Genomic DNA, 12,680 nt, shown 5'->3' with positions numbered 1-12,680 from the left:
TTTGTTTTTTAGGGTTAATCAAACAAATTTTCCTGTTTCACAATTTTTCCGTTTTCGAGGTTGATTGTCATCAAATAATCGTTGTTGCTGACGAAGAGTTGGTCGCCTTTGATAAAAAAGCGCTCCATTTCATAATTTGGAGTAAAGGTTTTCAACTCTTTTTGCGGGAGCTTTATTTTCCAAATGGTTTTTAATGTGGTTTTATCCAGCATTGCCAATTCCATATCCTTTTCTTTGTCGGAGGTAAGCGGTGAGAGCACGAAGAAATTGTTTTTGAAATACGTAATGGGCGCATCTGCATAACTTGCGGATTTTTTGTTTTGGGTCAGCGTAAGATATTTTACCTCAATAAAATCATCCTGAGAAACGGTTTTTCCGTTGTTGGCGGTAATGCTTTGTCGGCTGCCGTTGATTTGTTCTTTGCTGTATTGTCTGTCCGAATTTCTATCGGAAACCTGAAAGTTTTTGGCAAAATTATAATTCACCCTTTCAAATTTTCCCTGCACAGTTTCCGCTTTTCCTGAGTTGGGGTCGATGCGGTAATAACGTTTGTCATTGGCTTCTAAAATCAAGCCTTTTGCTTGGGTATTGTTGATATAAAAAGAATAAGTACTTTTCCAATCTACATTCGCGTTCAGCTTTTCCAGCTCACCGAAATCAAAGTGAAATTTTTGGGCTTTCAAATCATACAAAGCAATTTGATTTCCTTTATTAGAAACCGATTTCATCAGCCAAACCCAATTGTCCTCTGTCCACACCACATACATTTGGTCGTGTTTATCGGCTTCATAAGGTTTGCCCACAATTTTTCCCGTAGCGGTTTCCATCACGCGGAAATAAGCGGGATAAGCAAAACCGCGCATCGTTACATTTCCATCCACATCTGGTTTTTCTACTTCGGGTTGATAGGTGTAAGCGAAATAATTACCGTTATCGCTGAAAATCCCCGACTTGAAAACCGGTGCATTGCTCACTCCCATCATACTTCCTATCCCGTCCATTTTCCCAGAAGTAAAATTCGAAATGGAATTGCTCATGAATTTGCGAGCGAAAAAAGTGAGTGCAAAAGTCAAGGCAAACCCTCCAATTAAAATGATGTAAAATTTTTTTCTAATGTTCATACGATTCGTGTTTTGAACTTTATTTGTATTAAATCATATCATATTTTTTACAGCAGCTTTTGCCTCCAACAGTCCAACACCTGTTATTTGCACATACTGTTTTGCCGCACTAATGATATCTCTGTTGCGAATGAGTTCCTGCAGTTTTGCATCCACATCGATGGGATTAGCGCCAGATAGAACTTCCGGGTTATCCAAGGAAGGTTTATGAATGCCTAAGTGTGTATAACTGTAAATTCTATCCACCAACATCGTTAGGCGTTTTACTTCGTTTTCGAGTGCTGTGATACGTGCATCTGTATTTTGGTTTTCTGTTTCGTTCATGTTATTTCGGTTTTAAATTTTAATTTATTATTTCATAATGCCAGTCTTCGTACTCTGGATCAAATACGGCCCAAGCTCCTGTTTTATTGACCCAAACAGCTACCGGGGTATTGATGCTGAATGAACCGATGTGCGAAATAGGAATGATATGTCCGCTAATAAAAGCTTTATCAGTTCTTAATACATTCGCATCCCGCTCTGTTTGGATATAGAATGAAAAAAGCTGTGCCGTCACCTCACCGTTTTCTACGATTTTACTTTCGGGAATAAAGCGTGTAATGATTCCTTTCGTTTTTGTCCAGTCCGAAATGTTATGCTGTCTTATTTTCTTTTTGGCTTCTTCCATAGAAATTTCTTTGGAAGCGGCTCCTGTCAATGCACTGCCGCGGAATAACAATCCCATCAAATAAAACATGACATAAATGATGGCAAAACTTACTGCCAATAGGCTAAAAACCATTTTCCCAGTGCTGTGATAAAAATATCAGCAGAGCAAAATGGACAGTATAAAAAAGGAATGCGTTTTCATCCTTTTTGTAAGTTTCTTTTTATCCATAGTTTTTATTTTTTCACTTCATAATGCCAGTCATCGTTGTCAAAAGTGATGTCTTTGTATTTATTTTCGGGATTGTACAAAACCTGTACTTCTGTCTTTCGACCAAAAGAATTCAAATGATTTGCAGGAATGATTTTGTTTTTGATTAAAGTGCGAAATGTGCCGCCATTTATGCTGTCTACTTGTACCTGAAAGGCATACAAACGACCGACTTCTTTTCCGTTATCCATTACTTTACCGAGCGGATTCATATTAATGATAACAGCGTGGGCACTCTGCCAGGTATGGGTGTCTGTTTTTATTTGCTTTTGTTGAATGTCTGAAAGTTGAGAAACTTGTTGGTTTTCTTTGATGCTTTGCAAAACAATAGCTCTGATAATGAAGGACAAAAACAAATAAATACCCAACGTAAGTAAAAAGAAAGTTTGCCATTTCAGCTTATTTTCCAATAAATACCAACAGCTTCCGAAAACCAATAACAGTATCCAGAAGAAAATATCTAAACGGTATATTTTTGGTTTGTTCATCATTTTTATTTTATAATTATTATTTCACTTCATAATGCCAGGTTTCATTTTCGGGGTCGGGTATTACTTCTCGAAGATTTTTCTCGTTATAAAGTATTATTAATCCGGTATATCTGCCGAAAGAATGCAGATGAGTTTTCGGAAAATAATATTGTTTGATAAGGAAACCTGTATTTTTCATACTTAAGGTCTTTTCCGGATTTGATACATCATCCAACTTCACGAGAATATCTATTAAATAGCCCGACAATTCTCCGTTATCCATCACTTCTATCGGATTGCTGTAAAAATCGATAAACGCCCTTGTCCGTACCCAGCCTGTGGTATCTTTTTTCGGCGTTGCCAAAACTTCTGAAAGTGTGATTTGTGTGTTCATTTTTTCTATTTTTCCACGACAAAAACACTATGAGCCCAAGATCTTTCCTTATTCGGAGCAAGTGATTTCACCACACCGTTTACCCATATTACAGCCCAGTCTTCTTGCTTATCACTTACATATCCCGGTATATAAATATTTGATTTTCCTACTGTAATATCCATCGCATTATTATATTCCGCATTTCCGGCCGAAAGTTCATTCATATTACCATTCCAGTACCAAGATTTTATATGATCCCAGTCACCGCTTGTTCCGGCTGCATATACAGTTGATCCTTTCACAAATACGGACCTATGCCAGTGTAAATAACAGTAGGTTGTCCATCAATCCATATAGTGCTCTTGTCTCCATCCGTTCCGGCAACATATATTTTGTCTGATTTAACAGTAATAGATCTAGCATCACAAAAGCCGTAACTGCTTTGGGCAAGAGTAAAGCTTTGGGCATCGGATAAGGGTGTGGGGCTAGGCGAAAAACCACCGGGTTGATAAATCCAGTATTTTGCTTTTTTTATACTTCCCTCGTATTCATATCCGGCAATGTAAACTTTATGATGGTCAACATACACTGAGTTAAATTCCGAATCGGCGTTATCATTGGGCTTCAATGTTAAAGAAAAACCACCCATCCATAATTTTGCTTTTTTGTAAGCGCCATGTTGCTCGTATCCAACGATATAATGTATATTTTCACTAACGTATACTGCTTTTGCTTCGCCTATGGTATTGTTGGTTGAAAGCGGGAAAAGTGTAGTGTTTTTCCATAATGCTGGCTTGTCCTGATAGGTTTCGTCTTTGAAGCTACCAACTGCATGAACATCTGTATTATCCACGAAAATATCATAGGCTATCGAAGCACGGGGCCCATCAAGTAAAACAACAGGAACATCGTTTTTCCAATATACTGCTCTGGTATAATACGTTTCCTGCATTCCGCCTGCTACATACACATCTTCATCGGCATACGGCGAGAAGGGTTCAGAATCGTCTTTACGACAAGAAATGAAAAGCAGTCCTATTGCAAGGAGCAATAGAAGTGCTCTGAAAAATTTGTTTTCTAAATTTGTGAATTTCATACTATGATGTTTAAAATGTTTCAGCTAAATTAGATGGAATAATAAAGTCCGACAATCCCATAATCATGGGAGTCTGCTCATTACATGATTCCCTCTCTAATAAGTACCGAATGATTTTTTCAGCTTATAAAATACCGACAAATTTTCCAGCTTTTGGAATGCAGAATACAGCTTGTTTTGTTATGAAAACCCCAGAATTATAAGGGTATAAAGGATTTTTCCATAATGTTTAAATACGAACTATTTTGATTTGTGAAAAAGTAGATTTTTAGGATTATGTTTTTTTATTATACCCGTTTTAGTGTATTTAAATATGAAAAAGATAGTAGCCGTTGATCTCCTGTTCGGGAAATGTTTTGCTGTATATCCTAAAATCCACCCGAAAAAAGTCAACTAAACGATCTATATTCTCAATAACAGCGGAAAGTGATATTTTTTGCACCGCTTCCAATGGCAAGGTATCATACCGGGCAAACAAATCGGCTTCATTCAGAAAATATTGTCCTTCATCGGTGACAATCTTTTCGGATGCACCGATGCTGATTTGATCGTTCATCCCTTTCCATCCGAGGATAATGAGATGAAGATTAATTTTTTCGCCGAGATTAATTATATTGCCATCCCGCACCAATGGTCCCGATGCGTATTGCAACCAGGCTTGTTCTACGATTAACCCGCCTGTAGCCTGCACTTCAATTCCGTTTCTGATTTTGATGTTCATAGTATTTTGTTTTAAAAATGAATTTTCATTGCCACCATTTTTCCTGTTCTTTCAATTGAGCGTTGTGAATTTGTTTTTCCTCTTCAATTTCTAATTGAGCCGGATGATAAGCTGCAACATAATTTTCCCAACCGTTTTTGAGGTATTGAAGATTGATGTACACATCACCGTCATCGCCCAAACGGAATAAATCCTGTTGCGCTGTCCATCCACCGCCATTGTACCACATACATCGTTTGGATTTTCCACTGGAATAACTTGTCCAATTCCCTTCAAAGTAATTTCCTTCATAAGGCATATCGCCATAGTACAGCACATTATCATCCATCAGCTTACCGGCTTTTAGAACAAACCCTTTGGTGAGTATTCCTGTTATTTCTCCCGAACCATACTGGCTTTTATCTTCCTGAAGGACTACGGAAGCGGTAAATTTTCCAGCGCGTACATCCTGCGGTATTTCATCGTCTTGATCCACCTTAAAAGTGACGGCTTTTTTTAGGGTAATGGTTCCGCTAAAGGTGCAGATGTTCTCTTTTATTTTGGTTTTTCCTTTTACCAGATATTGATACGGATTCTTTCCATCTTTTTGCACCGAAGTGAAATGAATATAAAACCGCTGATAATCCGCTCCCAGAAAGCCAATGGATGTATTGGATACCAAAATAAATTCAGTGACATCCAGCTTTTTTATTTCGGAATAAAAATCTCGGGTGTCCTTTTTTTGCGCAAAACCAGATTGGCATAAAATTAGAAAACAGAACGTAAATAGTATTTGTTTTTTCATTCAGTAAACTTTATGTTTTTTAATTTCTACCAACTTCCGCCGCCACCGCCGCCAAATCCACCACCTGACGATGAAGATGATGAAGGCGCACTCATCATTGACGATTGTGCAGATGTCATACTTCCGGAAAACGATTTGGAGAACGCATGCATTCCCATCATTCGCGTTCCACTGCTGTGGTACCAATTTGGCGGAGCAATATTTAATGCATCAAATTTCTTGGCCCAGTTTTCCAATAAACCAAATGCCAATGCGTAGCTCATGGTTTTTTCAAAATACTGAGGATCTTGCTCAATCAACATTTTTATTCTGTTCACTTCTGCTAATTTGATGAACTGTTTAAAACCCTTTAATTCAGAAAAAATGGCATTTCCGGTTTTGTTTTTCTTTTGCATAAAAAAACTCATCAAGGCAATGAATACACAAACCACCGGTGCTGCTATTGCCGCCAAGACACCATATACAAATAGAAATATCGGACAAAGTATTACGCCCAGCGCTACAGCAACTCCAGTTGTAATTTTCATGGCTTTATTGGACTCTGATTCATAATATTTTTGTGCGGCAGCCTTTAGCTCTTTTTTTGCCACATTCATCGTTACATAAAATGTATTGCGCAAGCTGCTGATCAAAACGGTATTTCCCCAAATCCCAAACAGACTTTGAAATAAGTGCTGTTCATAATCCGAAGAATTGGTTTCAGCGATATTTTTTAGTCGAACCAATTTCATATCGACCGTACCGAAGATTCCAGTTTTCGGGATTTCCTCGATGGTGATGTAACCTTGAGAAGCCCAGTGTGGTAAAAACGCAATGAGGTCGGAACTATCGTCTTTATCATCAATTAAATAGCCTGCCATTGCAGGATCAATCCCTTTTGGCGGATAATAAGAAGTAACTGAAACCACCTTATCGTCTTTCCCAAATTTTAGCCATAGCATCCAAAATAGAAATAACAGGAAGGCCAAGATTCCGATCCAGGCGTATTGTTGCCAAAGCGGAACCGAAATAAAATTCTCAGCAATTGTGTTTCGCGGTATTTTTACCAAAAGTGTTATATCCTGCCCCGGAATGGAAAAGAAATCTTGGTGGTTCTTTCCTGAAAAGACATTCTTTGAATAGGAATAGTCAAAATCAGTCGAGGGTTCTGTTGTTCCCTGCACTCCGGCATAGACAAAACAGTTTTGTGCAGAAAGTGGTGTACCGTCGGGGATATGGATATTGAATTGTACGTTTTGGAAAATAGCCAACCAGCCCGATGGTTTGATATTCCAATAGAACTGTACCAGATCGCCATCAAAAAAGAAAGCGTTATACACCCTGTATTTGATTTCATACTGTTGTGGGCCGGTTACGAGTTGGTTTTTATCGCCTATTTTAATGGAAATTTTATCTTCGGTGCGCTGTTCTAATTTACTGTTGACCTGAAACGGATGTCCCGGAACTTCGATATTTTGAATAACAAGGTGACGTTTTTCGGTTTTGCCATCGGCGGTTTGTAATTTGTAATCGGTAACAATATCCCGGAAAATACCGTGTTTAGCATCGGTGAAATTGACATCATATTTTTCAACCACATCAAAATAACCGTCTTTATTCAGGTAAATGTCAGCCGTAAATTGATCAACAATAAAACCCTGTGTAAATGCAAAAATAGAAGCAAACGCGAAGAACAGTATGAGTGCGATTTTTTTCATTGCTCATTTTTTAAAATCTACTGTTATATTTTCTCTATCTGTAGCAAGGGCTTCAAAGAAATCGAAATGCTGATAATGGAACATACCGGCAAATACAACTCCCGGAAAACTTTCCCCATAGGTATTGTTTTCACGTACCGTGCTGTTGTAATATCTTCGACTGCGTTCTAGGTTTTCTTCTATTTCATTGAGTTTTTCCTGCAAATCCAGAAAGTTGGTATTGGCTTTTAGGTCGGGATAGGCTTCACTTAGGGCAAAGAGTTTTCCTAATGCTTGTTGCAACTGGTTTTCGGCTTTTATTTGTGTATTGATGTCGCTTTGCGATGCAGACATCGCTGAATTTCTTGCCACTATTACTTTTTCAAAGGTTTCTTGTTCATGTGTGGCATAGCCTTTTACCGTGTTCACGAGATTGGGAATAAGGTCGTGGCGGCGTTTTAGCGCTACATCAATGTTGCTCTACGCATCTTTTACCTGATTGCGGTTTTTTGCAAAGCGGTTGAAAATGCTGACAAGCGTACCAATTAATACAAGCCCAATGATAATTACAAGTCCGATGATATACATGATAAGGATTGATTTAATGTTCTTTTCAAGACTTTATCTTTAGTTACAATGCTGTATGCACAGTGCATTTCAGTACTCATCGCCACTGTCATACAGCGTTGCCAATACGACTTCCACATTAGCGAACATCTGTGTTCCCTCATTTTGAATAACTGATTAAAGTTTAACCTGCTCCAAAGTATTTCGGTCGCTTAATCCTGTTCCGGTCCCCAATTGTCAGCTGCCGTTGCTCCCCGAACTCCAAACCGTACCGTCATTTTTCAGCAAAAGTGAATGGTAATTCCCGGCGCTGATTTGCTTGGTATTATCGCCAATTTTTTCAAATCGACCAAGATTGGTGTTGTTGCCATTTCCCAATTGTCCGAAATTGTTTAATCCAGCGGACCAAACACTGCCGTCGTTTTTCACTACTAAAGTATGTCCAAATCCGGCTTTGGCTTGTTTCACCTCAGCTAAAATTTCTTTGGGACTATGTACTGTGTAAGTACTGTTATCACCTAATTGACCCGCTCCATCGAAGCCGACACCGTACAATTTCCCATCACTTTTCAGGAAAATAGAAAATTGGTTTCCGGCACTCATTTGGGTAATATTGGTGGCGATCATTACCGGACTATTTTTATTAACATCAGTTCCATCGCCCAATTCATAGGAAGAGTTTCGCCCGCAACTCCAGAGTGTTCCGTCTGTTTTTAGGATAAGCGTGTGTGCTGTTGCGGCAGAAACGGATTTTACGTGATCCAGAATTTTCACTGGTGCGTTTTGGTTGTTGGTATTTCCATTGCCCAATTGTCCAAAAACATTGTTTCCCATTGCCCAAAGACTGGCATCATTTTTAACGAAGAAACTAAAATTTTTTCCTGCTGCAATTGCGGTAATATCAGTGGCAATTTGTTGTGGATTCGCCAGACTATTGTTGTTCCCAATACCCAATTGTCCATCGTCATTATTTCCTATTACCCAGAGTGTTTTATCATTTTTCAGGATTAGCGTATGATATTCTCCGGAAGCAATTTCGCTTACATTTTCCATTGTTTTTACGGGTACATATTGTGAAGAAGTGGCACCAAAAGCCAATTGATTTTTGGAATTATTGCCACAGGCAAAGAGCTTGTTTTGGTCATCAATAAAAAAAGATGTTGCAGTTCCTGTTGATGTTTTCATGATTATCGTTTTTAATGTAATGGGTGCATTGGGATCTGTGTCAGATGAACATGCGGAAATGAACAGAAATGTGATGAGCAAAATGAAAGATAACTTTTTCATCATTCGTATTTTTGATTAAAACAGATAGAAAAGTGTACCCGCATCAAAAGCGGGTACACACTTTTTTTCTTTAATTATTTGTGGGTACAGACTACTTTCATTTCAGTTCTTCTGTTCAATTGATGTTCTTCTTCGGAACATTTCACTCCATTGGAACATCCGTTGAGCAGTTTGCTTTCGCCATAGCCTTTTGCGATCAGTCTGGATTTGGCAATTCCCTGAGAAATGATATAATCTACAGCAGACTGCGCTCTTCTTTGAGACAACTTCATATTGTAGGCATCAGAACCTCGGCTATCGGTATGTGAAGACAATTCAACATGCACTTCAGCATTATCTTTCATGAATTGCACCAATCTGTTGAGCTCCGGTTTTGCATCTTCTCGGATCACGGATTTATCCAAATCGTAAAGGATGTCTTTCAGAATGATTGCGTCATTACAGTCCACTTTATCCATGCATATTTGGATCTGGATATACTGAGATTTGGTTCTGGTATAGTCCGAGGTTGTGACTGTGATATTTTGGGATAGGTAATTTGCTTTTTTGCCGTAGAGGGTATATGCGGTATGTGGCAGTGCAACAAAAGAAAACTCACCTTTAGCATCGGAAGTGTACGTTTCTAAAGCTCCTGTTTTGTTATTTTTAACGATTACCGAAGCATCGCTGATGGGTTCTGAAGTTTTACAGTTGACCACTTTGCCCATGACAATAAAGTTTTCGTCATTCAGCAATACCTCTTTCTTGATACCTCCTTTTTTAACACAATCATCAAACTCTGAAGTTGCCACGGTAGTTCCTTCCAGGTTTTTATCCTTAAAATTTCCGGCAACGCTATAGTTTCCTTTTTCAATTTGATTAAATTCTACCATTCCTGAAGCATCGGTTGTCGCACTTTTTATCGTGTTACCATTTCCATCAAGCAATGTTATTTGGGCATTTGGAATAATATCGCCCGTGTATTTGTCTTTTGCCATTACGGTAATAGTACATTCCGTCGGTTTAGGAATTTCGGTAACGATAGGTTTAATTTTTTTGTTAAATCTGAAGGTAAGTCCGGCGAAAACACCAAAAGACTGTATATTTCCCTGAACGGGATCGACTCGTACAATAGGAGTCCTCACCATTTCAGTATTGCCAAGATTATTGGTTTTTATAAATCCGTTGGAAAAACCTTTTGTTTCATTTTTCAAGTCATAGGCGTTGTGGTGATACATATAATAACCGCCGAGGTGTAGTCCCACATTTTTGCTGAAAAAATAATTGTATTGCAAAGAAGCTTTTCCGGCAAAAACGTTTTTATCTCCATCAAAACCTTCGTGATCATTGAGCAAAATAGGCCCGTAAGATTGTGGATTATCGGACTTGCCGATGAGTTCTGTTTCTCCACCTTTTATTGAAGATAATCCGGCACGCAGTTTAAGCTCAAAATCAGAGTTTGGAGTGGCGAGGAATTTGAAATCAGGACCAATTCCGTAAAACATCCTGGTGATTTTGTTTTCATTGAGGGTGAACTGGTTAATCGGGTGTTCATACGGATCCAACAGATTGGAAGTAGGAAATGTATTTTTTACTTTATTCTGAAGGTAATCGAAATCAGCGCCAATCCCAAACCAGCTCCAATAGTAATCAAGGGAAATCCCAACTTCTAATCCGCCTTTGTAATCCAGGAAAGGAGTGGTTTGATCAAATTCATAAGAGGAAGGGAAATCGTATCCACCTCTAGCCGAAATGCGAAATCCGGAATACTCCGTTTGCGAGGTAACCGAAGGCTGGGTTTCTGTTTGTGCGTGAATCTGTCCGAAAATTCCTGAAAGAAATAGCAGGAATAAAAATTTTAAATTTTTCATTAGTATGGATTTGAAAGTTCTTGTAAAAGTAGGTATAGGGAGGAATGGGTACAATCCCATAAATAGGGGAGGAAATGGTTTTCGGTTCATGGTTCATGGTTGATGGTTGATGGTTATCGGAGGCTAAGCGGAATCGAAGCCTCTCGATTCTTGGTTCTTGACTTTAACAAAAAAACCTTTCAGTGTTGCAAAGACTGAAAGGCTGAAATACATTTTAAAACTCTGTTGTTATTTTTTTATAATTTTCACCGTCTCGGTTTCACCGTTTTGATAGGTGATATCCAGCAAGTAGGTTCCGGAGGTGAGCTGGGAAACATTCAGTTGCCCGTTGATCAGTTGAGGATTGGAAAGGCTTTTCTGTCCTGCAAGATTGAAAACATTCACAGATTCAATTTTATTTTCGGAGGAAATATTCAGCAAATCTTTCACAGGATTCGGGTAAATTGTTACTTTATTTTTTGAACTCTCATTGGTTCCCAAAGTTCCGCCAAGTTTTACGAGCCAAGCATTTCCGTTTTTGCTTCCGCCAACGATTAGACCACCGTCTTTGGTATTATCAATACTCAAACCGTAATCATTGCCAGTAGTTCCCAAGCATTTTTGCCATAAGAGCGTACCATTGCTGTTAATTTTCACCACCCACATATCAAAACCGCCATGGTTGCCGCTCACATCTGCATCATTGGATTTTGTAGAGGTTACGAATGCATAACCACCATCAGGGGTTTGTACAATTTGTCGTCCGCCGATGTAGGCTTTTTCTTCGGCGCTACCTCCATAGGTTTTATTGAAATTAAGCGTATAACCTCCTGATGTATTACCGGTGTATTTTCGTACAAAAACATCTTGTGCGTTCGTTGGGTGACTAAGGTTGGTTGTACCAATCTGAGAAAAACCATTGATCGATTTTCCTAAAGAACCTCCCGGAACTACATTAAGAACCTGTTGATCAGTATTGCTGTAGATACTTCCAGACTCAGAGATGTATAAACTCGCTATTTTACTGTCTGCTACATCCCAAAGCAGATATTGGTTGACATTCAACATAGTGGTAATGGGAAGAATGGATATACCGTATTGTCTAAATATATTAAAATGATCCCAAATATTGTTACCAGCCATATCGGTTTTTCTTCGCCAAGTACCGTCTGTTCCGTCTACTTTTCTTGTCCAGCCCGAAAAAACCAAGTTTCCGTCCTGGGTTTCTGCAATCGAATAAATTTCTGAACTTCCTACCCCGTATAAGAATTTCGTAAACATTTCATTGCCATTCGCAGAGAGTTTTATCATAAAACCTTTGTATTCGGTTGTCGATGTTTTGTAGGATCCTACAACAATAATCCCAAGAGTAGAAGTTTGTATCACTTCATAGCCTTTCACAAAATTGAAGTTGCTCAACTTTTTTATATATCGCCATTTTTCGACTCCGTTTTTGTCGAGTTTTATAACAAACAAATCATTGCTGTTATAAGTAATTCCGGTCGCGACATACCCATCGTCATAGGTTGTTGTTACCGAAAAAATTTCGGAACTGGTTCCTGGAAAAAAAATGGATTTCTCCCAATTTAAGGGAAGTTGTGCTAAGGTATTATGAAAAGCAAAAAGAATGATCATCATACCCACTAATCGTGTAAATAAATTTTTCATGATATTAATATTAGGTTTATACTCAATTATTTTTCCAGAGTCTTTAAAATTCAATTGATGATAGACTCTGATTTCTTGGTGTAAAATTAAACTCAATAGAAAAGTCTCACCATCCCATAAATAAGGGAGGAAATGGTTGATGGTTGTCGGTTGTCGGTTATCGGAG

General features: G+C 38.5%; 14 protein-coding genes. All 14 read right to left on the bottom strand.

What is annotated here, in order from left to right; genetic code table 11:
• Positions 1 to 14: 14 nt before the first annotated feature.
• Positions 15 to 1,121 (bottom strand): hypothetical protein, encoded by a 1,107-nt coding sequence (locus tag G6R40_RS03275; RefSeq protein WP_165131495.1) that lies wholly within the window; start codon positions 1,119 to 1,121, stop codon positions 15 to 17.
• A 33-nt stretch (positions 1,122 to 1,154) separates the two neighbouring features.
• The gene (locus G6R40_RS03270; protein WP_165131492.1) at positions 1,155 to 1,445 is read right to left on the bottom strand and encodes a hypothetical protein; all 291 of its coding nucleotides are present in this window, start codon (positions 1,443 to 1,445) and stop codon (positions 1,155 to 1,157) included.
• 19 nt (positions 1,446 to 1,464) lie between these two features.
• A complete protein-coding gene (locus G6R40_RS03265) occupies positions 1,465 to 1,905 on the bottom strand; it encodes a hypothetical protein (protein ID WP_165131489.1) in 441 nt (146 codons plus the stop codon).
• A gap of 101 nt (positions 1,906 to 2,006) precedes the next feature.
• Entirely contained in the window at positions 2,007 to 2,531 is a 525-nt protein-coding gene (locus tag G6R40_RS03260; protein WP_165131486.1) for a hypothetical protein, read from the bottom strand.
• A gap of 16 nt (positions 2,532 to 2,547) precedes the next feature.
• Positions 2,548 to 2,904: a hypothetical protein gene (locus tag G6R40_RS03255; protein WP_165131483.1), complete on the bottom strand. Its 357-nt coding sequence runs from the start codon at positions 2,902 to 2,904 to the stop codon at positions 2,548 to 2,550.
• 5 nt (positions 2,905 to 2,909) lie between these two features.
• Positions 2,910 to 3,188 carry a hypothetical protein gene (locus G6R40_RS03250; protein ID WP_165131480.1) on the bottom strand — a complete coding sequence of 93 codons (279 nt, stop codon included), beginning with the start codon at positions 3,186 to 3,188 and terminating at the stop codon, positions 2,910 to 2,912.
• Positions 3,185 to 3,982 (bottom strand): hypothetical protein, encoded by a 798-nt coding sequence (locus G6R40_RS03245; protein WP_165131477.1) that lies wholly within the window; start codon positions 3,980 to 3,982, stop codon positions 3,185 to 3,187. Before G6R40_RS03245 ends, G6R40_RS03250 begins: the two co-directional genes overlap by 4 nt.
• 307 nt (positions 3,983 to 4,289) lie before the next feature.
• A complete protein-coding gene (locus G6R40_RS03240; protein WP_165131474.1) occupies positions 4,290 to 4,703 on the bottom strand; it encodes a hypothetical protein in 414 nt (137 codons plus the stop codon).
• Positions 4,704 to 4,728: 25 nt separating this feature from the next.
• Positions 4,729 to 5,487 (bottom strand): hypothetical protein, encoded by a 759-nt coding sequence (locus tag G6R40_RS03235; RefSeq protein ID WP_165131471.1) that lies wholly within the window; start codon positions 5,485 to 5,487, stop codon positions 4,729 to 4,731.
• A gap of 26 nt (positions 5,488 to 5,513) precedes the next feature.
• Positions 5,514 to 7,184 carry a DUF2207 domain-containing protein gene (locus G6R40_RS03230; protein WP_165131468.1) on the bottom strand — a complete coding sequence of 557 codons (1,671 nt, stop codon included), beginning with the start codon at positions 7,182 to 7,184 and terminating at the stop codon, positions 5,514 to 5,516.
• Positions 7,185 to 7,187: 3 nt separating this feature from the next.
• Positions 7,188 to 7,592: a LemA family protein gene (locus tag G6R40_RS03225; RefSeq protein WP_262887662.1), complete on the bottom strand. Its 405-nt coding sequence runs from the start codon at positions 7,590 to 7,592 to the stop codon at positions 7,188 to 7,190.
• Positions 7,593 to 7,967: 375 nt separating this feature from the next.
• On the bottom strand, positions 7,968 to 9,020 hold the full coding sequence (locus G6R40_RS03220) for an RCC1 domain-containing protein (protein WP_165131465.1): 1,053 nt from the start codon (positions 9,018 to 9,020) through the stop codon (positions 7,968 to 7,970).
• A gap of 71 nt (positions 9,021 to 9,091) precedes the next feature.
• On the bottom strand, positions 9,092 to 10,867 hold the full coding sequence (locus G6R40_RS03215) for an OmpA family protein (RefSeq protein ID WP_165131462.1): 1,776 nt from the start codon (positions 10,865 to 10,867) through the stop codon (positions 9,092 to 9,094).
• Between the two features lie 228 nt (positions 10,868 to 11,095).
• Positions 11,096 to 12,514 carry a T9SS type A sorting domain-containing protein gene (locus G6R40_RS03210; protein WP_165131459.1) on the bottom strand — a complete coding sequence of 473 codons (1,419 nt, stop codon included), beginning with the start codon at positions 12,512 to 12,514 and terminating at the stop codon, positions 11,096 to 11,098.
• Between the last annotated feature and the right edge of the window lie 166 nt (positions 12,515 to 12,680).

Origin of the sequence: Chryseobacterium sp. POL2 (assembly GCF_011058315.1) — a bacterium.
GTDB lineage: Bacteria > Bacteroidota > Bacteroidia > Flavobacteriales > Weeksellaceae > Soonwooa.
The sequence above is the reverse complement of the archived record's forward strand: the minus strand, read 5'-3'. Positions and strand labels throughout refer to the sequence as shown.